The sequence below is a fragment of the Amycolatopsis sp. MEPSY49 genome (assembly GCF_051337345.1).
In the GTDB taxonomy this organism is placed as follows: Bacteria; Actinomycetota; Actinomycetes; order Mycobacteriales; family Pseudonocardiaceae; genus Amycolatopsis.
Window position 1 is genome coordinate 708,056 of record NZ_JBDLYJ010000003.1, and the last position, 23,949, is coordinate 732,004.

The 23,949-nt window shown below is 71.3% G+C and carries 25 protein-coding genes and 1 pseudogene; 21 read left to right on the forward strand and 5 right to left on the reverse strand.

Features of this window, described 5'->3' with window-relative positions; genetic code table 11:
- Nucleotides 1-44: 44 nt before the first annotated feature.
- Nucleotides 45-1,370, forward strand: coding sequence for an MFS transporter (locus ABFJ78_RS17640; protein WP_436387418.1), 1,326 nt, complete (start codon nt 45-47; stop codon nt 1,368-1,370).
- On the opposite strand, the gene ABFJ78_RS17645 is transcribed toward ABFJ78_RS17640, so the two are convergent.
- The gene (locus ABFJ78_RS17645; RefSeq protein ID WP_436387419.1) at nt 1,315-1,824 is read right to left on the reverse strand and encodes a GNAT family N-acetyltransferase; all 510 of its coding nucleotides are present in this window, start codon (nt 1,822-1,824) and stop codon (nt 1,315-1,317) included. The genes ABFJ78_RS17640 and ABFJ78_RS17645 overlap by 56 nt on opposite strands.
- A gap of 66 nt (nt 1,825-1,890) precedes the next feature.
- On the opposite strand from ABFJ78_RS17645, the gene truB reads away from it, so the two are divergent.
- From truB to ABFJ78_RS17700, 11 genes are all read left to right on the forward strand, one after another.
- On the forward strand, nt 1,891-2,796 hold the full coding sequence (gene truB / locus ABFJ78_RS17650) for a tRNA pseudouridine(55) synthase TruB (RefSeq protein WP_436387420.1): 906 nt from the start codon (nt 1,891-1,893) through the stop codon (nt 2,794-2,796).
- 28 nt (nt 2,797-2,824) lie between these two features.
- Nucleotides 2,825-3,808 carry a bifunctional riboflavin kinase/FAD synthetase gene (locus ABFJ78_RS17655; protein ID WP_436387421.1) on the forward strand — a complete coding sequence of 328 codons (984 nt, stop codon included), beginning with the start codon at nt 2,825-2,827 and terminating at the stop codon, nt 3,806-3,808.
- 84 nt (nt 3,809-3,892) lie between these two features.
- Nucleotides 3,893-4,366, forward strand: coding sequence for a helix-turn-helix domain-containing protein (locus tag ABFJ78_RS17660; protein WP_086683272.1), 474 nt, complete (start codon nt 3,893-3,895; stop codon nt 4,364-4,366).
- Entirely contained in the window at nt 4,366-4,869 is a 504-nt protein-coding gene (gene thpR / locus ABFJ78_RS17665) for an RNA 2',3'-cyclic phosphodiesterase (protein ID WP_436387422.1), read from the forward strand. Before ABFJ78_RS17660 ends, thpR begins: the two co-directional genes overlap by 1 nt.
- 131 nt (nt 4,870-5,000) lie before the next feature.
- Entirely contained in the window at nt 5,001-5,270 is a 270-nt protein-coding gene (gene rpsO / locus ABFJ78_RS17670) for a 30S ribosomal protein S15 (RefSeq protein WP_003084034.1), read from the forward strand.
- Between the two features lie 221 nt (nt 5,271-5,491).
- A complete protein-coding gene (locus ABFJ78_RS17675; RefSeq protein ID WP_436387423.1) occupies nt 5,492-7,747 on the forward strand; it encodes a polyribonucleotide nucleotidyltransferase in 2,256 nt (751 codons plus the stop codon).
- A gap of 74 nt (nt 7,748-7,821) precedes the next feature.
- Nucleotides 7,822-9,186, forward strand: a complete 1,365-nt coding sequence (locus ABFJ78_RS17680; RefSeq protein ID WP_436387424.1) for a M16 family metallopeptidase — start codon at nt 7,822-7,824, stop codon at nt 9,184-9,186.
- Nucleotides 9,183-9,923 (forward strand): 4-hydroxy-tetrahydrodipicolinate reductase, encoded by a 741-nt coding sequence (dapB, locus tag ABFJ78_RS17685; protein WP_436387425.1) that lies wholly within the window; start codon nt 9,183-9,185, stop codon nt 9,921-9,923. The genes ABFJ78_RS17680 and dapB overlap by 4 nt, the downstream gene beginning before the upstream one ends.
- Complete coding sequence (locus ABFJ78_RS17690; protein WP_436387426.1) at nt 9,920-10,366, forward strand: tetratricopeptide repeat protein; 447 nt, start codon at nt 9,920-9,922, stop codon at nt 10,364-10,366. The genes dapB and ABFJ78_RS17690 overlap by 4 nt, the downstream gene beginning before the upstream one ends.
- 72 nt (nt 10,367-10,438) lie before the next feature.
- Nucleotides 10,439-11,272 carry a Scr1 family TA system antitoxin-like transcriptional regulator gene (locus ABFJ78_RS17695; protein ID WP_436387427.1) on the forward strand — a complete coding sequence of 278 codons (834 nt, stop codon included), beginning with the start codon at nt 10,439-10,441 and terminating at the stop codon, nt 11,270-11,272.
- A gap of 8 nt (nt 11,273-11,280) precedes the next feature.
- Entirely contained in the window at nt 11,281-11,517 is a 237-nt protein-coding gene (locus tag ABFJ78_RS17700; RefSeq protein ID WP_436387428.1) for a DUF397 domain-containing protein, read from the forward strand.
- Here the strand turns inward: ABFJ78_RS17700 and ABFJ78_RS17705 are convergent.
- Nucleotides 11,482-12,000 (reverse strand): hypothetical protein, encoded by a 519-nt coding sequence (locus ABFJ78_RS17705; RefSeq protein WP_436387429.1) that lies wholly within the window; start codon nt 11,998-12,000, stop codon nt 11,482-11,484. The two genes, ABFJ78_RS17700 and ABFJ78_RS17705, sit on opposite strands and share 36 nt — an antisense overlap.
- Nucleotides 12,001-12,245: 245 nt before the next feature.
- On the opposite strand from ABFJ78_RS17705, the pseudogene ABFJ78_RS17710 reads away from it, so the two are divergent.
- Nucleotides 12,246-12,596 (forward strand): annotated as a pseudogene (locus ABFJ78_RS17710) (GtrA family protein); the annotation flags it as partial.
- Nucleotides 12,597-12,614: 18 nt separating this feature from the next.
- Here ABFJ78_RS17710 and ABFJ78_RS17715 read toward each other — a convergent pair.
- Nucleotides 12,615-13,172: an N-acetyltransferase family protein gene (locus ABFJ78_RS17715; RefSeq protein WP_436387430.1), complete on the reverse strand. Its 558-nt coding sequence runs from the start codon at nt 13,170-13,172 to the stop codon at nt 12,615-12,617.
- Between the two features lie 57 nt (nt 13,173-13,229).
- Between ABFJ78_RS17715 and ABFJ78_RS17720 the strand changes: the two genes are divergently transcribed.
- Nucleotides 13,230-14,444: a winged helix-turn-helix domain-containing protein gene (locus ABFJ78_RS17720; RefSeq protein WP_436387431.1), complete on the forward strand. Its 1,215-nt coding sequence runs from the start codon at nt 13,230-13,232 to the stop codon at nt 14,442-14,444.
- A gap of 409 nt (nt 14,445-14,853) precedes the next feature.
- Here ABFJ78_RS17720 and ABFJ78_RS17725 read toward each other — a convergent pair whose 3' ends face one another.
- Together ABFJ78_RS17725 and ABFJ78_RS17730 are read right to left on the reverse strand one after the other, a co-directional pair.
- The gene (locus ABFJ78_RS17725) at nt 14,854-15,762 is read right to left on the reverse strand and encodes a DUF4097 family beta strand repeat-containing protein (protein WP_436387432.1); all 909 of its coding nucleotides are present in this window, start codon (nt 15,760-15,762) and stop codon (nt 14,854-14,856) included.
- Nucleotides 15,763-15,774: 12 nt separating this feature from the next.
- Entirely contained in the window at nt 15,775-16,290 is a 516-nt protein-coding gene (locus ABFJ78_RS17730; RefSeq protein WP_436387433.1) for a toxin-antitoxin system HicB family antitoxin, read from the reverse strand.
- 81 nt (nt 16,291-16,371) lie between these two features.
- Here ABFJ78_RS17730 and thyX point away from each other — a divergent pair, with 81 nt between their 5' ends.
- The 7 genes from thyX to ABFJ78_RS17765 all read left to right on the forward strand — a co-directional run bounded on the left by thyX (nt 16,372) and on the right by ABFJ78_RS17765 (nt 23,700).
- Nucleotides 16,372-17,124, forward strand: a complete 753-nt coding sequence (gene thyX, locus ABFJ78_RS17735; RefSeq protein WP_436387434.1) for an FAD-dependent thymidylate synthase — start codon at nt 16,372-16,374, stop codon at nt 17,122-17,124.
- A complete protein-coding gene (locus ABFJ78_RS17740; RefSeq protein WP_436387435.1) occupies nt 17,124-17,519 on the forward strand; it encodes an ACT domain-containing protein in 396 nt (131 codons plus the stop codon). Before thyX ends, ABFJ78_RS17740 begins: the two co-directional genes overlap by 1 nt.
- A gap of 129 nt (nt 17,520-17,648) precedes the next feature.
- Nucleotides 17,649-18,890: an Nramp family divalent metal transporter gene (locus ABFJ78_RS17745; RefSeq protein WP_436387436.1), complete on the forward strand. Its 1,242-nt coding sequence runs from the start codon at nt 17,649-17,651 to the stop codon at nt 18,888-18,890.
- 4 nt (nt 18,891-18,894) lie between these two features.
- Nucleotides 18,895-19,329 (forward strand): hypothetical protein, encoded by a 435-nt coding sequence (locus tag ABFJ78_RS17750; protein ID WP_436387437.1) that lies wholly within the window; start codon nt 18,895-18,897, stop codon nt 19,327-19,329.
- Between the two features lie 77 nt (nt 19,330-19,406).
- Nucleotides 19,407-20,891 (forward strand): serine/threonine-protein kinase, encoded by a 1,485-nt coding sequence (locus ABFJ78_RS17755; protein WP_436387438.1) that lies wholly within the window; start codon nt 19,407-19,409, stop codon nt 20,889-20,891.
- Between the two features lie 101 nt (nt 20,892-20,992).
- Nucleotides 20,993-22,006, forward strand: a complete 1,014-nt coding sequence (gene dapA, locus ABFJ78_RS17760) for a 4-hydroxy-tetrahydrodipicolinate synthase (RefSeq protein WP_436387439.1) — start codon at nt 20,993-20,995, stop codon at nt 22,004-22,006.
- Entirely contained in the window at nt 22,003-23,700 is a 1,698-nt protein-coding gene (locus tag ABFJ78_RS17765) for a ribonuclease J (RefSeq protein WP_436387440.1), read from the forward strand. The genes dapA and ABFJ78_RS17765 overlap by 4 nt, the downstream gene beginning before the upstream one ends.
- Nucleotides 23,701-23,949: the final 249 nt, after the last annotated feature.

Here is a 23,949-nt window from a genome sequence, read left to right on the forward strand (position 1 = left end):
AGCGCAGGCGTCCGCCACGAAACGCCGAAACCCTGGAGGAACTTGTGCCGCCCGCCACCGGCCGCGCCACCGCCCGGTCCTGGCTCATCTGGCTCGCCGCCGTCACCGTCTACCTCCTCGCGGTCTTCCACCGCACCTCCTTCGGCGTCGCCGGGCTGCAGGCGGCCGAGCGCTTCGGCGTCGGCGCGGCCGCGCTCGGGACGTTCACCGTCCTGCAGGTCGGCGTCTACGCCGCGATGCAGATCCCGACCGGCGTCCTGGTCGACCGCTACGGCCCGCGCCGCGTCCTGACCGTCGCCGTCCTGATCCTCGGCGCCGGCCAGCTGCTCCTCGGCGTCGCCCACTCCTACGGCCTCGGCCTGCTCGCCCGCGGTGTGCTCGGCCTCGGCGACGCGCTCACCTTCGTCAGCGTCCTGCGCCTGGTCGCCGCCCACTTCCCGGGCCGGCAGTACGCGCTGCTGACGTCGTTCACCGCGGCTGTCGGCTACATCGGCAACCTCGCCGCCACCGTCCCGCTCTCGCTGGTGCTCGACAGCGCCGGCTGGACGCCCACCTTCCTGGCCGTCGGCGCCATCACCGTCCTCTACACCCTGGTCGTGACGCTCCGGGTCCGCGACGTCCCGGCCGGCGAACAGCCACCCGTCCGTGAGGAAGTCCGCCCGCGCCAGCTCGCCCACCAGGTCGCCGAGGCCTGGCGGACGCCGGGGACGCGCCTGGGCTTCTGGGTGCACTTCAGCACGATGTTCGCCCCCAACGCCCTGACGCTGCTGTGGGGCGTTCCGTGGCTCGTGCAGGGCCAGGGCCAGTCGAAGGCCACGGCCAGCGCGCTGCTCACCGTGTTCGTCTTCGGCTCGATGGCCGGCGGCCCGCTGCTCGGCGGCGTGATCGGCCGGCGCCCGTCGCTGCGGATGCCGCTGGTCGGCGGGTACATCGGCGGCGCCGCGCTGATCTGGGCGGTGCTGCTGAGCTGGCCGGGCACGGTGCCCGTGCCGGTCCTGGTGCCCGCCTTCGCGTTCCTCGCCCTCGGTGGCCCGGCGTCGATGATCGGCTTCGCGCTCGCCCGCGACTACAACCCGCTCACCCGCGTCGGCACGGCGACCGGCGTGGTCAACGTCGGCGGTTTCGTGGCGACGACCATCGCCGCCCTGCTCGTCGGCGTGTTGCTGCAGTGGACGGGCGGCAGCTTCCGGCTCTCGCTGCTGGCCATCGTCGCGATCCTGGCGCTGGGCACCTTCCGGATGCTCGTGTGGTGGCGCCGCACCCGCGCCCACCTCTTCCTCGCCGAAGCCCGCGGCGAGGAGCTGCCGGTCCGGATCACCCGCCGCCGCTGGGACGCCGCCCTGCCGGAGACGCCGATCGTGGCCGCGTGACCGAAGCCTGCAGCAGCTGCGGCGCGACCGCGAACCCGCGTCGCTCGTAGGCCGGCACGGCCGACCCCGAGGAGTGCACCGTGACGCGCTCCAGCCCGAGTTCGCAGGCCAGCCGCAGGACGGCCTCGATCAGCAGCCCGCCGAGCCCGCCGCGACGGGCTTCCGGCACGACGTAGACGCTCTGCACGTCACCGCACGCCCTCGTGAACGCCGTCGGCGTCGGCACGCGCGGGGTGACCGCGAGGAACGCCATCCCGAGCACCCGCCCGGCGCGCACCACGACGAGGCAGTGGTGGGTGGCCGCGTTCTCCCGCACCCAGGCGGCGAACTCGCGCACGAACTCCGCGCGGCCGTCGCCGGGCAGGCCGTCCCGCTCGGCCACCCAGCGCCACCGGAGTCCGGCGACGGCGGCCAGTTCGGCGGGCCGGACGGCCCGGACTTCGATCTCCGTCACGCCCCCATCCTGGCGGCTCCGAGCGGCCTGATCGACCCACGATCGGTGGCCAGTAGGGTTTGCCGCGTGTCGAGCCCCAAACCGCCCCGCCGTCCCGCCCCGCCGCCCGGTCTCCTGATCGTCGACAAGCCCGCCGGCATGACGTCGCACGACGTCGTCGCCCGCGCCCGCCGGATCATGGGCACCCGCAAGGTCGGGCACGCCGGCACGCTCGACCCGATGGCGACCGGCGTGCTGGTGCTCGGCATCGAGCGCGCGACCAAGCTGCTCGGCCACCTGGCGCTGGACCGCAAGACCTACCTGGCCACCCTCAGCCTCGGCAGCAGCACCACGACCGACGACGCCGAGGGCGAAGTCCTCACCACAGCGGACACGAAGCAGACCACGGACGAAGACATCGCCACAGGTGTCGAAAAGCTGACCGGCGACATCCAGCAGGTGCCGAGCGCGGTCAGCGCGGTCAAGATCGACGGCAAGCGCGCCTACGCCCGCGTCCGCGCCGGCGAGGACGTCGTGATCCCGGCCCGCCCGGTGACCGTCTACCGCTTCGACGTCCTGGGCATCCGCCACGAGGACGACCACGTCGAGGTCGACGCCGTCGTCGAGTGCTCGTCCGGCACGTACGTCCGCGCGCTGGCCCGGGACCTCGGCGCGGACCTCGGCGTCGGCGGGCACCTGAAGGCGCTGCGGCGCACCACGGTCGGCCCGTTCACGCTCGCCAGGGCCCGGACCCTCGACCAGCTCGAGGAGAAGCCGGAACTGAGCCTGGACCTCGACGCCGCCGTCGCCGCGGCCTTCCCGCGCCGCGACCTCGACGCCGCCACGGCGAAGGCGGTCCGGCACGGCCAGCGCATCCCGGCCGCCGGCGTCGAAGGCACCTACGGGCTCTTCGGCCCCGACGGCCGGGTGCTCGCGCTGGCCGCCGACGAAGAAGGCGTGTCCCGCGCAGTGGTCGTGCTGCTGCCCGCCTAGGGTGGCTCTTGAGAGACGGGAGTCTGACGTGCTGCGGTGGCGTGGGCTGGGGGACCTCCCCGGCGGCTGGGGCCGGTGCGTGGTCACCATCGGCGTGTTCGACGGTGTGCACCGCGGGCACCAGGAGCTGGTGAGCCGGACCGTCGCCGCGGCGGCCGAGCGCGGGCTGCCGAGCGTCATGCTGACGTTCGACCCGCACCCGTCGGAGGTCCTGCGCCCCGGCAGCCACCCGGCGCAGCTGACCACGTTGCGGCGCAAGGCGGAGATCGTCGAAGGCCTCGGCATCGACGTCTTCTGCGTGCTGCCGTTCACCCTGGAGCTGTCCCGGCTGCAGCCGGAGGAGTTCGTGCACGAGGTGCTCGTCGACCGGCTGCACGCGGCCGCGGTGATCGTCGGCGACAACTTCACCTTCGGCGCCAAGGCCGCCGGCGACGTCGCCCTGCTGCGCACCCTCGGCCGCCGGTTCGGCTTCGCCGCCTACGGCGCCGAGCTGCAGGGCAAGGAACTGTCCGAAGAGGACCAGTCGGCGATCACGTTCTCCAGCACCTACGTCCGGTCGTGCATCGACGCCGGCGACGTCGTCGCGGCGGCCGAGGCGCTCGGCCGCCCGCACCGCCTCGAGGGCATCGTCGTGCGCGGCGACGGCCGCGGCCACGAGCTCGGCTACCCGACGGCGAACCTGTCGACGCCGCGCTTCGCCGCCGTCCCGGCCGACGGCGTCTACAGCGCCTGGTTCACCCGCTCGGCCGACCCGGCGCGCCGGCTGCGCGCCGCGGTCTCGGTCGGCACGAACCCGACGTTCTCCGGGCGCGAGCGGACCGTCGAGGCGTTCGTCCTCGACGTCGACGAGGACTTCTACGGCCAGCACGTGGCGATCGACTTCGTGACGCGGCTGCGCGACCAGGTCCGGTTCGCCGACTCGGCCGGGCTGGTGACGCAGATCGACGACGACGTGATCGAGACGAGAAAGGCACTGGAGGTGCCCCCGGACACCCCGACCGGGGGCGAATAGGGGAATTCGCGGTCACGCACGTGACAGCGATGGCAAAATGCGCACGGACGGTGCGCGCGAGCGGGGACAAGGGGAGCGGAACTGGTGGAGGACCACAAGATCGTCCAGCGGAACATCGCGTTGCAGCGCGAGTGGTACGGGGAGCCGCTCGGTGACCGCGTGCGCCGGCTCGTGGTCGCGTTCGACGTTTCGCAGGCGTTCCTGGCCGAGGTCCTCGGGATCAGCGCCCCCATGCTCAGCCAGGTGATGAGCGGGCGGCGGGCGAAGATCGGCAACCCCGTCGTGCTGGCCAGGATGATCATGCTCGAGCGCAAGATCCTGGTGCCCGAGGTCGCCGCCGGCAACCGCGACGCGATGCTGGCCGCGATGGAGGACGTCCGCGACTCCCGCCCGACCGTCGGCCGCGACAACATCCCGGTCATCAACGAAGACCGGCGGGTGCTCGCCTACCTGCGTGACGTCGCCGAGGACGAGGACCTCGGCGAGGCCGCCAAGCGCCTCGACGACGACTTCCCGGCCATCGCCGACCTGCTGCGCCGGGCGGGCAACGGCTCCTGATGCCGGTCCTGTTCAGCGCGCTGCTCCCGCCGGACGACGTCGTCGAGCAGGTCGCCACGGCCCTCGGCGACCCCGGCGACGGCCTGCGCTGGGAGCCGCCGGAGCGCTGGCACGTCACCCTCGCCTACTACGGCCACGACGACGTCGGCACCCGCGCGGCCTGGCTGGCCGACCGGCTGGCCGGACGGGCCGCCGTCGACGTCCGGCTGGAAAAGGCCGCGACGTTCCCCGGGGTGCTGTGGTTGACTGTCGCCGGAGCGGAGCTGACGCCCCTCGCGCACGCCGCGGGGGCCGACGCCGAGGCGAGGCCCTACACAGCCCACCTGACGCTCGCGCGGTTCCCCCGGGAAGAACCGGGGCCCGCCGCGCGTTGGACCGAAAGGCTGGCCCGCTTCACCAGCCGTCGCTGGACGGCGGGCGAGGTGGCGCTGATGACCAGCGAGCGCGAACCGGGTGGCCCCCGCTACCGGGTGGCCCGCGCCTTCGAGCTGGACCGCGCCTGAAGCCGCTGTTCAGGGGGCTGGTAACCTCACGAGCGGGTCCGGCTGCAGTCCGTGGCGGCCGTGACCGTCTTCCCGGCGTGCATCCGGCGTCCGGGGCCGCACGGCACTGATTATTTCGAGGAGCAACACAAGTGGCGCTGTCCACCGAAGAGAAGAAGTCGATCCTGGCCGAGTACGGCGTGCACGACTCGGACACGGGATCCCCCGAGGCCCAGGTCGCGCTGCTGACCAAGCGGATCGTCGGCCTCACCGAGCACCTCAAGGCTCACAAGCACGACCACCACTCGCGTCGCGGGCTCCTGCTGCTGGTCGGCCGTCGCCGCCGGCTGCTGAACTACGTGATGAAGGTGGACATCGAGCGTTACCGTGCGCTGATCCAGCGCCTCGGCCTGCGCCGATAGCTTTACCCGAGGGGGAGTGACCACGCGGTCGCTCCCCCTCGCCACACAAACGGCGCGAGCGCGCACGAGGGTCCGTCCGCCGGTCCTCGGTAGTGGTTCCCGGGAAGAGTCCCGGGGGCTTCGATCGAAGACCGGCCTCATTCCTCGAGCGTCCTCAGGCGAAACGGGTCCCAGGGTGGGAGACTCGCGCCGTACAGAGGAACCAAAGAGGAGAACAATCTATGACCGACTCCACCGGAGTCACCGTGCACGAGACCGAAGCCGTCATCGACAACGGCAAGTTCGGTACTCGCACCGTCCGCTTCGAGACGGGCCGCCTGGCCAAGCAGGCCGCCGGCGCCGTGGTCGCGTACCTCGACGAAGAGACCATGCTGCTCTCGGCGACGACCGCGTCGAAGCACCCGAAGGAGCACTTCGACTTCTTCCCGCTGACCGTGGACGTCGAAGAGCGCATGTACGCCGCGGGCCGCATCCCCGGCGCGTTCTTCCGCCGCGAGGGCCGCCCGTCGACCGACGCGATCCTGACCTGCCGCCTGATCGACCGGCCGCTGCGCCCGTCGTTCGCCGACGGTCTCCGCAACGAGATCCAGGTCGTCATCACCGTCCAGAGCCTCAACCCGGACGACCCGTACGACGTGCTGGCCATCAACGCCGCGTCGGCGTCGACCCAGATCGCCGGCCTGCCGTTCTCCGGCCCGGTCGGCGGCGTCCGCGTCGCGCTGATCGAGGGCCAGTGGGTCGCGTTCCCGACCTGGTCGCAGCTGGAGAAGGCGACCTTCAACATGGTCGTGGCCGGCCGCATCGTGGGCGATGACGTCGCGATCATGATGGTCGAGGCCGAGGGCACCGAGCACACGCTCGACCTGATCGCCGCCGGCGGCACCGCGCCGGACGAGGTCGCGGTCGCCGCGGGCCTCGAGGCCGCGAAGCCGTTCATCAAGGTCCTGTGCGAGGCGCAGCAGCGCCTGGCCGAGGCCGCCGCGAAGCCGACCGGCGAGTTCCCGGTCTACCCGGCCTACCAGCAGGACGTCTACGAGGCCGTCGCGGCGATCGCCACCGACGACCTGGCCCGCGCGCTGCAGATCGCCGGCAAGCAGGACCGCGACGCCGCGACCGACGAGGTCAAGGCCGCCGTCCTGGAGAAGGTCGGCCTCGGCGAGGGCGAAGCCTTCGAGGGCCGCGACAAGGAGATCGGCGGGGCGTTCAAGGCCCTGACGAAGAAGATCATGCGCCAGCGCGTCCTCACGGAGAAGATCCGGATGGACGGCCGTGGCCTCACCGACATCCGGTCGCTCGCGGCCGAGGTCGCCGTGATCCCGCGGGCGCACGGCTCGGCGCTGTTCGAGCGCGGCGAAACCCAGATCCTGGGCGTCACCACGCTGAACATGCTGCGCATGGAGCAGCAGATCGACTCGCTCTCCCCGGAGACGACGAAGCGCTACCTGCACCACTACAACTTCCCGCCCTTCTCCACCGGTGAGACCGGCCGCGTCGGTTCGCCGAAGCGCCGCGAGATCGGCCACGGCATGCTCGCCGAGCGCGCCCTGGTGCCGGTGCTGCCGAAGCGGGACGAGTTCCCGTACGCGATCCGCCAGGTCTCCGAGGCGCTGGGCTCCAACGGCTCGACCTCGATGGGCTCGGTCTGCGCGTCCACGATGAGCCTGTACAACGCCGGCGTGCCGCTGAAGGCGCCGGTCGCGGGCATCGCGATGGGCCTGGTCTCCGACGAGGTCGACGGCGAGACCCGCTACGTGGCGCTCACCGACATCCTCGGTGCCGAGGACGCCCTCGGCGACATGGACTTCAAGGTCGCCGGCACCAAGGACATCATCACCGCGCTGCAGCTGGACACGAAGCTCGACGGCATCCCGTCGGAGGTCCTCGCGGCCGCGCTGAAGCAGGCGAAGGACGCGCGCATCACCATCCTGGAGGTCATCGCCGAGGCGATCGACAGCCCGGACGAGATGAGCCCGTACTCGCCGCGCGTCACCAGCGTGAAGATCCCGGTCGACAAGATCGGCGAGGTCATCGGCCCGAAGGGCAAGATGATCAACTCGATCACCGAGCAGACCGGCGCCGACATCTCCATCGAGGACGACGGCACGATCTACGTGGGCGCTTCGGACGGCCCGTCGGCGGAGGCGGCGATCGACCTGATCAACGCCATCGCCAACCCGCAGCTGCCCAAGGTCGGCGAGCGCTTCCTCGGCACCGTGGTGAAGACGGCCGCGTTCGGCGCGTTCGTCTCGCTGCTGCCGGGCAAGGACGGCCTGGTGCACATCTCCAAGCTGGGCAACGGCAAGCGGATCGCCAAGGTCGAGGACGTGGTCAACGTGGGCGACAAGCTCCGCGTCGAGATCGCCGACATCGACAACCGCGGCAAGATCAGCCTGATCGTCGTCAAGGACGATGAGGCCGCCAAGCCCGCCGAGGGTGACGAGAAGAAGGCCGACGCCGACAAGGCCGACGCCAAGTAAGACGCAAGTTCCGCCGAAGGCCTCCTCGCCGCACCCGGTGGGGAGGCCTTCGTGGCATCGTGAGTAAGGAACCCATGGCACGGCAGGTTTCCGGGCACGAACAGCCCGTCGGCACCACCCGCACGCTCGAGTCCACCCCGGACGGCGCGGTCGTCAAGCGCAGCGTCCTCCCCGGCGGCCTGCGGGTGATCACCGAGCACGTCCCGGCGTCCCGGTCGGCCACGGTCGGGCTGTGGGTCGGCATCGGCTCCCGCGACGAGCCGGCCGCCGTCGCCGGCGCCGCGCACTACCTCGAGCACCTGCTGTTCAAGGGCACGAAGCACCGCGACGCCACGCAGATCGCCGAGGAGATCGACGCCGTCGGCGGCGAGTTCAACGCCTTCACGGCGAAGGAGCACACCTGCTACTACGCGCAGGTGCTCGACGCGGACCTCCCGCTGGCCGTGGACCTGGTCACCGACGTCGTGTTCGAGGCGCTCTGCACCGACCGCGACATGGACATGGAACGCAGCGTCGTCCTCGAAGAGATCTCGATGCGCGACGACGACCCCGAGGACCTCCTCCACGAGACGTTCGTGACGGCGGTCCTCGGCGACCACCCGCTCGGCCGCCCGGTGCTGGGCACCGAGAAGTCGATCATCGGGATGTCGCCGTCGGCGCTGCGGAACTTCTACAAGCGCCGCTACACGCTGCCGCGGATGGTGCTGTCCGTCGCCGGGAACATCGACCACAACCACGTGCTCCGCCTGGTCCGCAAGGCCCTTCGCGAGAAGCTGGCCGGGTCCGCGACACCGATCGCGCCGCGCGAGGGCCGTGCCCGGATCAAGACCCTCCCCAAGCTGGCCCTGCACACCGACGACACAGAGCAAGCGCACGTCATGCTCGGCCTGCGGTCGCTGTCGCGCCACGACGACCGCCGCTTCGCGCTGTCGGTCCTCAACGCGGCGCTCGGCGGCGGCATGTCGTCGCGGCTGTTCCAGGAGATCCGCGAGCAGCGCGGGCTGGCCTACCAGGTGTACTCGTCGGTCGCGAGCTACGCCGACACCGGGCACCTGGCCGTGTACGCGGGCTGCCAGCCGGAGAAGCTCGGCGACGTCGCCGGCGTCATCCGCGAGGTCCTCGACAAGGTCGGCGTCGACGGCCTGACCGACGCCGAGGTGGCCCGCGCCAAGGGCCAGCTGCGCGGCGGGATCGTGCTGGGCCTGGAGGACACGTCGTCGCGGATGTCGCGGATCGGCAAGAACGAGCTCAACTACGGCCACTATCTGGGCGTCGACGACACGATCGCGCGTATCGACGCCGTCACCACCGAAGACGTGTGTGCGCTCGCTCGCACTTTGTTCGCGCGGCCGGGCGGGGTCTCGGCGGCGGCGGTCGTCGGGCCGTACGCTCACGCCGACGACCTTCCTGACGACCTGCACGAGGTGATCGCTTCATGACCATCAACGTCGGTGTGCTCGGTGCGCGCGGCCGGATGGGCGCGACGGTGGTGAACGCCGTCGAAGGCGCTTCCGACATGAAGCTCGTGGCCGCGCTGGACGCGGGCGACGACTTCGCGGCGCTGGCCGACGCCCAGGTGGTCGTCGACTTCACCCACCCCGACGCCGTCATGGGCAACCTCGAGTACCTGGTCGAGCACGACATCCACGCGGTCGTCGGTACGACGGGCTTCAGCGAATCCCGCTTGGCCTCCCTGCGCGCGTTGCTGGAGCCGAAGCCGTCGCTGGGTGTGCTGATCGCGCCGAACTTCGCCCTTGGCGCGGTTCTCGCGATGCGGTTCGCGGCCCAGGCGGCGAAGTTCTACGCGTCGGCGGAGATCATCGAGCTGCACCACAACCGCAAGGCCGACGCACCGTCCGGCACCGCCGCGCACACCGCCCGGATGATCGCCGCGGCGCGGGCGGAGGCGGGCGTGACGCCGGGCCCGGACGCGACGACGTCCGAACTCGACGGCGCCCGCGGCGCGACGGTCGAGGAGGTCCGCGTGCACTCGGTCCGCCTGCCGGGCCTGGTGGCGCACGAGGAGATCCTGTTCGGCGGCGAAGGGGAGACCCTGACGATCCGCCACGACTCCCTCGACCGGACGTCGTTCATGCCGGGCGTCCTGCTCGGCGTGCGCGAGGTGCTGAAGCGCCCCGGCCTGACGGTCGGCCTGGAGAACGTGCTCGACCTGTGAAGGCTCGCAACGTCGCGCTGCTGCTGACGGCGGCGCTGGTCGTCTACCTGTTCCTGCTCGCGGACCGGGCGTTCGCGCTGTTCAAGACGGGCACGGGCGTCGGCATCGCGCTGGGCGTGGGAGTGTTCCTGCTGCCGCTGCTCGGCGTGTGGATCATCGTGATGACCTGGCGCAACGGGGTGCAGATCCAGCGTCTGTCGCGCCGGCTGGACGCCGAAGGCGCGCTCCCGGACGTCTCGGACCTCCCGCGCCGGCCCTCGGGCCGGGTCGATCGTGACGCGGCCGACGCGTGGTTCGCCGAGCGTCGCGCGGAGGTCGAAGCGGACCAGGAGAACTGGCGGGTCTGGTACAAGCTGGCGTACGCGTACGACATCGCGGGTGATCGCCGGCGGGCCCGCGAGACGATGAAGAAGGCTGTGGAGCTGGAAGCCGCCGACCGCTGAATTCGCGGTGTGGCATTTCGCTGACAGTTGTCGTTCATTCGGGAAATGTGCGGTGTTCGTACTATCGCCCGCATGAAACCGACTTCATCGTCACCGGGGTTGCGGGCGTTGTCCGCGTCGCTGCGCGAAGTGCGCGAAGGCAGGAAATTCGGGTTGCGCGAGCTGGCGCGGGCGCTCGAGATCGATCCGCGGCTGTTGTCCCAGTGGGAGCTAGGGTTGCGGGTGCCACCGGTCGAGGAGGTGGCCCGCATCCTCGGCTACCTGCGGATCGACCGGGCGACGACGCAGCGGATCCTCTTCCTGGCAACGCATGCGAAGGAACCCAACTGGCTGGACTCCAACCCGTCGGATCTGCCCGCCGCCCTCACGGGGGTCATGCAGTGCGAGCGCACGGCGAACCAGATCACCAACTGGTCCCCGCTCGTGATCCCCGGCCTGCTCCAGACCCCCGACTACGCCCGGGCATTGCTGACCGCCTCCGAAATCAAGCCGGCCGAGGCGGATGCGCGGCTGGTGGTTCGCTTGGAACGCCAGCGGATTCTTTCCCAGCGCAACCCCGTTCGCCTGCAGGCCATCATCTCCGAATTGGCGATCCGCGAGGTGGTCGGCAACGGGGACATCATGTCCGACCAGATCGACCATCTACTGGCCTCAACTGCTACATCTAACATTTCAGTTCGCGTAGTGCCCGCCGACGTGGGCTATCACCAGGGCAAACTCGGCATGTTCACCCTCTACGACTTCCCTGCCGAGCCGTCGATCGTGTTGATCGAGCACCATCACGCCAGCGCCTTCCTCAACGAGTTGGAGGCTATCTCGAGCTACCGAAAGCTGGTAAAGCTCTTACTGGGCAAGGCAATGACCGAAGATGCCTCGGAAGCTTTGCTTCGGGAGGCGGTGAGGTAGGGGGCAGGGTGTTCATCTGGCGCAAGTCGAGCTACAGCGGAGCCGAAGCAGAGTGCGTCGAGGTCGGCTTCACCTGGCAGAAGTCGAGCTATAGCGTGCAAACCGAGTGTGTGGAGGTGGCTCTGTCCACCACCGTCGGGGTGCGGGACACGAAAGCCCGTCACCTGGGCCAGCTCACCGTCTCCCGCGCAGCCTGGACCGCCCTCTGCTCAGTGGTGCAGCCACCCAGCGAACACCGCAGGTGAAGCGGCTATCAAACTGAAGCGGATCCACCTTCCGGCCAGCCCGGTCGTCAAGAAGGTCATGAGCCGCATGCGGACCATGCCGGCCAGCACGCTCGTCGCCATGAACGGGGGCAGGCCCACCAGGGAACTCACCCCGTAGGTGCCGGCCATCCAGTGCGGATGCCGGTGGCAGCGCTCGCGCAGCGCCTCGACCCAGCCGCGCATCCGCTTGGTGCGCAGCTGCCAGCGGACGCGTCGCTCGGTCAGCGGCCGCTCGCGGTGCAGGCGGTCGTGCAGGGCCTTCGGCAGCTTGATCGTGCCGCGCGCGGCCAGGAAATACAGCGTCTTCCCGGCGATCTGCCCGACGGCCACCGCCGCCCCGAGCCACAGCCAGTGCAGCCCCGGCTGGCTCGCGCACAGCCCGAGCAGGAACACCTCGGCGTTGATCAGCGGCACGATGGCCGAACCGAACGCGACGCCCAGCGTCAGCAGGATCCAGCTCATCGTGTCACCTCCTCAAATTCGCCCGTGTACTCCAAGTTATCAGTTCGAAATCTCCGCGCACTGGGGTTAACCCCCCTCTTCGGCGGGTGGTCCGCACCAGAAGATCACCTGCGCGACGTCTTCCGGCCACCTCCCGCTGGAACGCTGACCGGGTGGCCGCCGAGCAACCCCGAACGCCCGCCGACCGATTCGGCGCTCTCTGCCAGGCGATCGTGCGCGTCCTCCCGCTGGGTCTGTCGCGGATCGTGGCGCCGACGTTCCTGGGTTTCTGCGTCATCAACGGTCTGACGTTCGGCGTCGACCTCGGGTTGCTGACGATCTTCCACGGGCTGTTCGGCTGGCCGGTGTGGCTGGCGATCACGCTGGCGTACGTCTGCGCGTTCGGGCTGAGCTTCGTGCTGAACCGGACGTTCAACTTCCATTCCCACGCGGCCGTCGGAATGCAGCTCGTGCTTTACATCGGTGCGATTGCTGTCAATTACGCGGCGTTTTTGCTGGGTGTGGGCGCGGGCCTGACGGCGCTGGGCGTCGAATACCACGTGTCACGGCTGCTCGCGGGCGCGTGCGAGGGCGTGTTCATGTACGCGGTGATGCGCTGGGTGATCTTCCGGGACTCAGGCCAGGGCGAGGTCGAGGGTGCCGGTGAGCCGGACCTCGCGGACCATGCGGTCGCCGGTGTCGAGGGTGCGAACCGTACCGTCGGGGTTCCAGCCGGCGCGGCGGTAGAAGCCGAGGGAGGCGTGGTCGCCCTGGGCGACCCAGGCGATGCCGCGCGTGGCGCCGTCGGCCCGGAGGCCCGCGGCGGCCGTCGCGAGTAGCCGTCCGGCGTGGCCTCGGCGTCCCCACCGAGGTTCGACGAGCAGGGTGGCGACGAGGCCGGTGGTTTCCGCGTCTTCGGGAAGGCTGCCGTCGGCGGCGGCGACCTCGCTCTCGGGGGCCCGGCCGACGACGCAGAAGCCGACGGTGAAGTCACCCTCGGTGGCGACGTAGACCTGGCTGCCGGGGTACTCGATGGTCTCGGTCCAGGTGCCCGCGAGGTCGGCGGCGTCCAGTTCGGCCAGGGCGTTCTTACCCAGCAGGTCCTCGTAGGCGGCGTGCCAGGTGTCGCGCTGGAGGCGGGCGATCTCCGCGGCGTCGGACAGGTCGGCGGGGCGGACGGCGGCGTCGCTCATGGGCTGAAGATAGCGGTGCGCGTTTTTGTCGGTGGTGGGTGGCACCATGACGGCACCATGCAAACGATCAGCGTCTCGACGGCCCGGAAGACGTTCCTGGCCGCACAGGGCTTCGCCGACCCCCGTCCCTCTGTCGCGCCTTCGCGGCGGCATCTGAAACGGGTGCTGTCGCGGGTCCAGCTGCTGCAGCTGGATTCGGTGAACGTGGCGGTCCGGGCGCACTACATGCCGGTGTTCTCGCGCCTGGGCGCGTACGAGCCGTCGCTGCTGGACGGCGCGGCATGGTCGCACTCGGCGCGTCAGCCGCGGCTGCTGGTGGAGACGTGGGCGCACGAGGCGAGCCTGCTCCCGATCGAGGACTGGCCGCTGATCCGCTCGGGCGCGAAGCGCGACGGCTGGTGGAAGCACTACGGCCCGCTGATCGAGAAGTCCCCGGGCCTGGTCGACGAGATCCTGTCGGTGGTGAAGGAACTGGGCCCGATCGGCGCGGGCGGCATCGAGCGCGAGGTGGCGGCGGACGCCCAGCGCCGTGGCCCGGGCTCGTGGTGGGAGCGGTCGGAGGTCAAGCGAGTCTGCGAGTACCTGTTCGGCATCGGCCAGCTGACGACGGGCACGCGCCGCTCGTTCGAGCGGCTCTACGACCTGACGGAGCGAGTGGTGCCTCCGGAGATCCTGTCGGTTTCGGTGTCGCCGGAGGAGGGCGCTCGGGGCTTGATCGAGCGTTCGGCCCGGGCGTTGGGGGTGGCGACGGAGACGGATCTGCGCGACTACTACCGCTTGGGCCCGGCGCCGGCCCGCCAGGCGGTGGCGGAGCTGGTGGAGTTGGGAATCCTGGAGCCGGTCTCGGTCCGCGGCTGGAAGGCGGTGGCGTACCGCCATGTTGAGGCCCGCACCCCGCGCGCGGTGACGGGCCGGGCGCTGCTGTGCCCGTTCGACCCGCTGATCTGGGAGCGGGCCCGCACGGAGCGGCTGTTCGGGTTCCACTACCGCATCGAGATCTACGTCCCGGAGCCGAAGAGGGTGTACGGGTATTACGTGTTCCCGTTCCTGCTGGACGGTTCGCTGGTGGCCCGGGTGGACTTGAAGTCCGACCGGGCGGCGGGGGTGTTGCGAGTCCAGGGAGCGTTCGCGGAGGAGGGGGCGGACGTGGCCCGGGTGCTGCCGGAGCTGGCGGCGGAGCTGAAGCACATGGCGGAGTGGCTGGGCTTGTCCGGCGTGGCAGTGGGCACGCGCGGTGATTTGGCCCGGCCGTTGGCAAAACTGGTGCGCTGAAGCGCCCCAATGTGGCCTTCGGTGCGTCAGACGCACCGAAGGCCACATTGGGTGCGTGAGACGCACCGAAGGCCGCCTTGGGGCGCATACGCCGAGCCTGGCTCGCCGCAGAAGGTCCGCGGTCCAAAGGGGACCTCCCAGGTGAGCCGCACCGGCCGAACCGGCCCCGCGCGGCAAGCGGACCGAACCCGGCGGGAACCGTGCGAGACCGGCGAAGCGCAAAGAAACGGGCCGTTCCCGGAGATCCCCGCCGGGAACGGCCCGCCACCCCCTTGACCAAGCGGCCGCTGGAGCCGCCGGTCGTGCGAGTCGTCCCCGCCGGGAACGGCCCGCCACCCCCTTGACCAGACGGCCGCGGGAAGCCCGCCCGGTCTTACGGATCGCCCCCGGCCCCCGCCTGGAACGAGCCTCAGCCGGCCGCGCGCGTCACGACCGCGTTGCCGGAGCCCGTCCGGGCCCGCACCTTCAACTGCACCCCACCCTCGGGAGCGCTGTCCGCCACATCCAGCTCGCTCGACACCCGCCCACCGCTCGACGCCAGCTCGACCTCGGCCGCGGTCCCGCCGCGGATACCGACCCGCACCTCACCGGACCCCGTGATCAAGTCCAACGACCCCGAAGCCGCGTCGGCCACCGACAAGTCGCCGCTGCCCGTGCGGGCCATCACCTCGCCCGACACCGCCCCCAGCCACACGTCGCCCGTGCCGGTGGCCAACGTCGCCGACCCGGCGATCGACGACGCCTCGACGTGACCGCTGCCGCTGCGCAGCTGCAACCCACCGAGCGTCGGGCCGAGCTTGATCGCGCCGCTGCCCGTGCGGATCGTTGCCGAGCCGTCCGCGCGGTCGAGCTTGACCTCGCCCGATCCCGTCAGCAGGTCGACACGCCCGGCCGAGCCGGTCACCGTCACGTCCGCCGCGCCCGCCCGGACGTCGACGTGCGAGCCCGCCGGCGCGCGGACGATCACCGACAGCGCCACGTTCCGCAGCTGCCACGCCTTCGGTGCCTGGACGACCAGGCGGTTGCCCAGCTTCTCGATCCGGCTCTGCCGCACCGCCTCGGCCGGGTTGGCCCCCGACGGGTCCACCCCCAGCTGGTCGCCGAACCGCTCGCCGACCCAGGACAGGAGGCTGTTGACCCCCGCCACCCACGGCTGCTGCTCGCCCTGGTCGTGCCGCAGCTCGACCCGCGCACCGGACTCGCCCTCCAGGACGACCTGCACGCGGCCGATCGTCACGCCGACGTCCAGGTCCAGCGGACCCTCGGTCTCGAACTCGTCGATGCGGACCAGTTCGTCCACGGTCTCTTCGTCACTCATCGGAAAATCCCCTCAGCCCTCGACCCAGCCGTGCAGGTGCGACCCGGGCCGGTCGCCCTTGCCGTGGTGCTTGGGGCCCGCGCCCAGCGAGCCGTGCCCCAGCGCCCCCTGCACCGCCTGGGAGACGAACGTGTTCAGCGAGACGCCCTGCGCCGCCGCCGCGCGCTCGGCCTGGCCCTTGATCTGCTCGACCAGGCGCAGCGTGATGCGCGAGATGTCGCCGCCGTCGATCGGCGGTGGTGGCGGCGTGGTGTCACGTGGTGTCGAGCGTGACGTCGGCTCCTCGGCGGAGCCGGTGACGACCACGCGAACGTCCCGGCCGTCCAGTCGCACGTCGACCACCTGGCCCGGCAATGCGGCCGTGACCTCGGCAGCGAGGTCGGCGAGGGCGTTCATGAGCGTAAGGCGGACGGCGGGCTCGAGCGCGGAGGACAGCAGCGCGGCCGCCCGCCGGGTGTGCTCGTCCCCGGCGGCAGCCGTGTTCGCGAGGTCCTCGCGAAGGTTGGCGATGTACGGCGTCAGGTCCATGACACCACTATGACGTCACTCGTGGTGTCAGTCAAGCGAGCGGTTAGGCTCACGTGGGGAGCCGGCGGAAGGAGTGCGAACGTGGCCGAAACCGTGTCACCGAGGGTGCAGCTGATCGCGAAGACGGAGTTCTTCCCGCCGGAGGACGTGCCCTGGTCGACCGACGCCGAAGGCGGCGAAGCGCTCGCCGAGTTCGCCGGCCGCGCCTGCTACCAGTCCTGGAAGAAGCCGAACCCCGCCACCGCGACCAACGCCGGCTACCTCGAGCACATCATCGACGTCGGCCACCTTTCGGTGCTGGAGCACGGTTCCGTCACCTTCTACATCACCGGCATCTCCCGCTCCCTGACCCACGAGCTGATCCGGCACCGCCACTTCTCGTACTCCCAGCTCTCGCAGCGGTACGTGCCCGAGCGCGACGCGGAGATCGTCGAGCCCGAGGTCATCGCGAACGATCCCGTGCTGCACGAGAAGTTCCTCGCCGCGGCGCAGGCGAGCGTCGACGCCTACACCGAGCTCCTGGCCGGCCTCGAGGAGAAGTTCGCCGACGTCCCGAGCGCGACCCTGCGCCGCAAGCAGGCCCGCCAGGCCGCCCGCGCGGTGCTGCCGAACGCGACCGAAACCCGCATCGTCGTCACCGGGAACTACCGGGCCTGGCGCCACTTCGTCGCGATGCGCGCCACCGAGCACGCCGACGTCGAGATCCGGCAGCTGGCCGTGGAGTGCCTGCGGCACCTGCAAAAGGCCGCGGCGAACGTGTTCGCCGACTTCACCATCTCGACGCTGCCGGACGGCACCGAGATCGCGACGAGCCCGAAGGTGTTCGAAGGCTGATGAAACGACTGGCGATCGACGTCCGGCCCGGCGACTACGCCGTGGTCCGGCTGCCCGCGGACGCCCCGGTGCCCGCCGAGCTGCTCGCGCCCGGCGAACCCGCGTTCGTCTCGGTGACCCGCACGCCCGAGGAGCTGTCCATCATCTGCCCGGCCGGGCGGGAACCGGCCGGCGGCACGGCCGAGGACGGCTGGCGGCTGCTCTCGGTCCGCGGGCCGCTGGAGTTCACGCTCACCGGCATCATCGCCGCGCTGGCCTCGGAGCTGGCCGCGGCCGGCGTCGCGCTGTTCTCGATGTCCACGTTCGACACCGACCACATCCTGGTCCGCGGCACCGACCTCGGGCACGCCGTGAAGGCGCTGCGCGAGTCCGGGCACGAAGTCGCGCACCCCTGACGCTTTTCGGCGGGCGATTCACGGGTACTCGCTCCCGCGAGGGTGGGAGCCATCACCCTTGAAATCGAAAGTTCGGCGCGCCTAAACTTCGATTTGGGATCCCCGACACCCCGGTGAGAGGCAGGCGACATGGCGGTCACGGAGGCTGTCCGGCCGAGATTGGCGTCGCGCCTGCGCGCCGGGTCGGCCCTGCTCGGCCCGGCGTTCGTCGCCGCGATCGCCTACGTCGACCCGGGGAACGTCGCCTCCAACATCAGCGCCGGCGCCCGCTACGGCTACCTGCTGGTCTGGGTGATCGTCGCGGCGAACCTGATGGCCGTGCTCGTCCAGTACCTGTCGGCGAAGCTCGGCCTGGTCAGCGGGATGTCGCTGCCGGAGGCCCTGCGCGCCCGGCTGTCCCGGCCCGCGCGGCTGGCCTACTGGCTGCAGGCCGAGGTCGTCGCCATCGCCACCGACCTCGCCGAGGTCGTCGGCGGCGCGATCGCGCTCTACCTCCTGTTCGACCTGCCGCTGATCGTCGGCGGCCTGATCACCGGCGCGGTCTCGCTGACGCTGCTGGCGGTCCAGGACCGCGGCGGCCAGCGGACGTTCGAGCGCGTCGTCACCGGCCTGCTGCTGGTCATCGCGGTCGGCTTCCTGGCCAGCCTGTTCGTCGAGCCGCCGTCCGCGGCGGACACGCTCGGCGGGCTCGTGCCGAAGTTCGACGGCGCGGGCAGCATCCTCATCGCCGCCGCGATGCTGGGCGCGACCGTCATGCCGCACGCCGTCTACCTGCACTCCGGCCTGGTCCGCGACCGCCACGGGCTGCCCGACGTCACCACCCGCCGCCGCCTGCTGCGCGCCACCCGCGCCGACGTCGGCCTGGCGATGCTGCTCGCCGGCGCGGTGAACCTCGGCATGCTGCTGCTCGCGGCGACGAACCTGCAGGGCCAGGACGGCGTCGACAGCATCGAGGGCGCGCACCACGCGGTCTCGCTGGCGCTCGGCCCCGGTATCGCGCTGATGTTCGCGATCGGCCTGCTGGCCTCGGGGCTCGCGTCGACGTCGGTCGGTGCGTACGCGGGCGCGATGATCATGCAGGGCCTGCTGCACAAGCGGATCCCGCTCGTCCTGCGCCGGCTCGTCACCCTCACCCCGGCGATCGTGGTCCTCGCCCTCGGCGCCGATCCCAGCGCCGCGCTGGTCGTCTCCCAGGTGGTGCTGTCCTTCGGGATCCCGTTCGCGCTGGTACCGCTGATCCGGCTGACGGCGGACCGGCGGCTGATGGGCGCGGACGTCAACCGCCGGCTCACGACGGTCGCGGCGTCGGTCGTCGCGGGCGTTATCATCGCGTTGAACCTGGTCCTGATTTACCTGACCTTCACCGGCTGAGCGGATGGCCCCGATCTACGCCCTCAACGCAGAATGCGGCGGACGGGAAACCCACGCCCGCGACCTCGCCCGCCACTTCGACGGCTGGCCGTCCCGCGTCTTCTCGGACGGCGCCGGCTGGTGGTGCGGAGTGGCGCCCGAGGGGCTGAGCCGCACCGGCGCGCACACCGCCGAGGAGGCGGCCGCCATGACCGAGGCCGGCCGCCGCCTCTACTGGCTCCTGCGCACCGCCCCGCCGGTCTACCGCTACGCGCTCGCCGGCGTCGAAACGGACGGATTCCGCACGTACGCCGAGCTGATGGCCGAAAAGGACCTGACGAGGTTCCCGGGGCTCGTGGTCAGCGAAGACATCTGGGCCGCCACGGGCGGGCGCGCCGAGTTCAGCGACTTCGCGCCGGGCTACCGCTGGATCCCGTACCGGGGCGAAACGCACCGCTGAGTCACAATTGCGCGGAACCCCGAACGCTCCGCGGCGGTCCGACTAGCATCTGCGCGACCGCCGCCAAAAGGAGCACCGTGACCGACGAACAGACCCGGCCGTATCCACCGCGGGCGCCCGCCACGCCTGGTCAGCGGGTGGTCGCGGGCCGCTATGCGCTCCTCGGCGAGCTCGGCCGCGGCGGCATGGGCGTCGTGTGGCGGGCGCAGGACCAGGTCATCGGCCGCCAGGTCGCCGTCAAGGAGCTGCGGCTGCCCGACGCCGAGTCGGCCGCCGTCTTTTCCGAGCGCGCGCTGCGCGAAGTGCGCACCGGCGGGCGGCTCAACGACCCCGCCGTCGTCACGGTCTACGACGTCGTCACCGACGGCGGCACCACGTTCATCGTCATGGAGCTCGTCGAGGCGCCGTCGCTGGCCGACCTCGTGCGCCAGCGCGGCCCGATGCCCGCCGCGCAGGCCGCGCTGATGGGGGAGCGGGTGCTGGCCGCGCTGCAGGCCGCGCACGCGGCCGGGATCGTGCACCGCGACGTCAAGCCGGCGAACATCCTGGTCGCGCCGGACGGCCGCGTGAAGCTCACCGACTTCGGCATCGCCCACGCCGTCGACGACCCGCGCCTGACCACCAGCGGCATGATCGTCGGCTCGCCCGCGTTCATGGCGCCGGAGCGCGTCGAAGGCCGTGAAGCGCTGCCCGCGTCCGACCTGTGGTCGCTGGGCGCGACGCTGTTCTTCGCCGTCGAAGGCACGATCCCGTTCGAGCGCGCGACCACGGCCGCGACGCTGCACGCGATCATGACCGAGATCCCGTACCTGACCCGTGGCCAGGGCCCGCTCGCCGCGGCCATCCTCGGCCTGCTCGTCGCGAACCCCGACGCGCGCCTCACCGCGGCGCAGGCGCAGAACCTGCTGACCACGGCGCAGGGCGTGCGGCCGACCCCGCCCGGCGGCACCGCGATGGTCAACCCGATGACGCGGGTCGCGCCCCAGCCGCCGAAGAAGGACCACCGCGCGCTGTGGCTGTCGGCCGCCGGGGTGCTGGTCGTCGCCGCCCTGGTCGGCGGCTTCTTCGCCGGCAAGGCGTTCGAGGCCCCGGCCGTCGACGAGCAGAAGCTGCCGACCATGAGCTTCGGCCTCGGCGGGCAGATGCGCGTGGACGCCAGCTCCAGCTACCTCTGCTACAACGCCGCGGTCCAGGACGGCGGCGAAATCAGCGACGCCAACGACGGCGACTGCAAGGACAGCCACACCCTCGAGATCTACGACGCCGGGGACGTCATCGGCACCGCGAGCTGGTCCGACAGCGACGCGACCGTCGCCGGCTACCCGGGCCTGGGTGCCGTCACGGCGGCCGCCGAAGCCCGCTGCGCGGCCTCGTTCCGCTCGTCGATCGTCCCCGAGACCAAGCGCGACGGCCTCAAGTACCGGGCGCTCGTGCCGACCCAGGCGCAGTGGCAGAGCGTCCCCACCGAGAGCGGCGAATACCCGACGCGCGAGTTCTACTGCGTGCTGGCCAAGTCCGACGGCGGGCCGATCTCCTCGCCCATCGTGACCAAGGTCAAGTAGAAGTTCCGCGACGAGCGGCCGGGTCGCGGAAATCCTCCGCACTTCGCCGGACGTGACCAGGTCGGCGCGGTTTTGTCGGTGCGACGGGGTACCGTCTCAGCATGTCCAACCCACCTACCGCAGCGCCCGGACGGCCGTTCGGGCGCGTGCTCACCGCGATGGTCACCCCCTTCGACGCCGAGGGCGCGCTGGACCTGAAGCGGGCGCAGGAGCTGGCCGAGCACCTCGTGGAGCTGGGCAACGACGGTCTCGTGGTCAACGGCACCACCGGCGAGAGCCCGACCACGAGCGACGCGGAGAAGCAGGAGCTGATCCGCGCCGTGGTCGAGGCCGTCGGCGACCGCGCGACCGTCGTGGCCGGCGCGGGCACCAACAACACGGCGCACAGCATCGAGCAGGCGAAGCAGGCCGAAGCGGCCGGCGCGCACGGCCTGCTGGTCGTCACCCCGTACTACTCGCGGCCCAGCCAGGCCGGCCTGCACGCGCACTTCACGACCGTCGCGGACAGCACCGGCCTGCCGGTGATGCTCTACGACATCCCGCCGCGCTCGGTCGTGCCGATCGAGGTCGACACGCTGCTGCGGCTGGCCGAGCACCCGCGGATCGTCGCGGTCAAGGACGCCAAGGGCGACCTGATCGCCGGCTCCGAGGTCATCGCCAACACCCACCTCGCGTACTACTCCGGTGACGACGGCCTGAACCTGCCGTGGATCTCCGTCGGCGGCACCGGCGTGGTGAGTGTGATCGGTCACGTCGTCGCGGGCCGGATCCGCGCCATGATCGACGCCTACGAAAACGGCGACACGTCCACCGCGCGCACCAACCACCGCGGCATGCTGCCGGTGCTGCGCGCGATGTCGCGGGTCGGCGGGGTCGCGTTCAGCAAGACGGCGCTGCGGCTGCGCGGCTTCGACGTCGGCGACCCGCGGCTGCCGATCGTCGCTCCGACCGCCGAGCAGACCACCCTGATCGCCGCCGATCTCGGCCAGGGCGGCGTGCCGCTGGGCGACACGGCGGCCCAGGACTGGCATGGTGAGCGGGTGGCACAAGCAGATTCGCGAGCGGCCTACGTCGCGCCGACCTCGCACACCAGCGTTGGGACCCTGCCTCGGTGAGCTCACTTCCCCCAGGTCCAGGCCCCACCAACGCCCCGCCCGCACTCCCCGAAGGAGCCCTGCGCGTCGTCGCGCTGGGCGGCATCGGCGAAGTCGGGCGCAACATGACCGTCTTCGAGTTCGGCGGCCGGCTGCTCATCGTCGACTGCGGGGTCCTCTTCCCCGAGGACGACCAGCCGGGCGTCGACCTGATCCTGCCCGACTTCCGCGCGATCGAGGACCGCCTCGACGACATCGAAGGCCTGGTGCTCACCCACGGGCACGAGGACCACATCGGCGCCGTCCCGTTCCTCCTGCGCCTGCGGCCGGACCTGCCGATCTACGGCTCGCGGTTCACCAACGCGCTGCTCGCGGCCAAGGCCAAGGAACACCGGCAGCGGCCGAAGCTGATCGAGGTCCGCGAGGGTGAGCGCCGCGACGTCGGCGCGTTCAACCTGGAGTTCTTCGCGGTCAACCACTCCATCCCGGACGCGCTCGCGGTCGCGATCCGCACCCCGGCGGGCGTGGTCCTGCACACCGGCGACATCAAGCTCGACCAGCTCCCGCTCGACGGGCGCCTCACCGACCTGGCCGGCTTCTCCCGGCTCGGCGACGAGGGCGTCGACCTGTTCTGCGTCGACTCGACCAACGCCGAGGTCCCCGGGTTCGTGATGCCCGAGCGCGACATCGGCCCGGTCCTCGACGACGTCATCCGCCGCGTCGACCAGCGCGTGATCGTGGCCTGCTTCGCCAGCCACGTCCACCGCGTCCAGCAGGTCCTCGACGCCGCCGAGCGGCACGGCCGCCGGATCGCGTTCGTCGGCCGGTCGATGGTCCGGAACATGGGGATCGCGGCCGAGCTGGGCCTGCTGAACGTGCCGGACGGCCTGCTCGTCGACCTCGACCAGGCGAGCACGCTGCCGGAGAGCAAGGTCCTGTTCGTCTCGACGGGTTCGCAGGGCGAGCCGCTCTCGGCGCTGTCGCGGATGGCGCGCGGCGAGCACCGGCAGATCTCGATCCGCGCGGGCGACACGGTCGTGCTGGCCAGCTCGATGATCCCGGGCAACGAGACCGCGGTGTTCGGCGTGGTCAACGGCCTGACCCGGCTCGGCGCCAACGTCGTCCACCAGGGCAACGCGAAGGTGCACGTGTCCGGCCACGCGTCGGCGGGGGAGCTGCTGTACCTGTACAACGCGGTGCGGCCGAGCAACGTGATGCCGGTCCACGGCGAGTGGAAGCACCTGCGCGCGAACGGCGAGCTGGCGATCCGCACCGGCGTCGCCCCGGAGAACGTGGTCATCGCCGAGGACGGCGTGGTCGTGGACCTCGTGGACGGCAAGGCGGCCCGCACCGGCCGCGTCGAGGTCGGCCACGTGTACGTGGACGGTCTGTCGGTCGGCGACGTCGGCGAGTCGACGCTGTCGGACCGGCTGGTCCTCGGCGAGGGCGGGTTCATCTCGATCAGCGTCGCGGTGGACTCCAGCACGGGCCGCGCGGTCAGCAGCCCCACGGTGTCCGGCCGCGGCTTCTCCGACGACCCGAAGGCGCTCGCCGCCGTCGTGCCGCTGGTGGAGATGGAGCTGGCGCGCACGGAGGCCGAGGGGATCACGGACACGCACCGGATCGCCCAGGCGGTCCGCCGGGTGGTGGGCCGCTGGGTGGCCGACACCTACCGCCGCCGCCCGATGATCGTCCCGACGGTCATCCCGGTCTAGCAGCGCCCCAAGGCGGCCTTGGTTGCGTCTGACGCACCCAAGGCCGCCTTCGGTGCGTCAGACGCACCGAAGGCCACATTGGGGCGCTTTCGTCAGCGTGTCACCGTCGCCAGGCCCAAGGCGAAGGCGACCGTGGCGAGCTGGCGGAACAGGGCGCGGCGTGCCCGGCGCTGGTCGGTTCGTGTCGGCTTCATGCGTACCCCCAAGCGGTAGGCATCCAGTGTTCCGCGCCCGCGGGGCGGGCACATC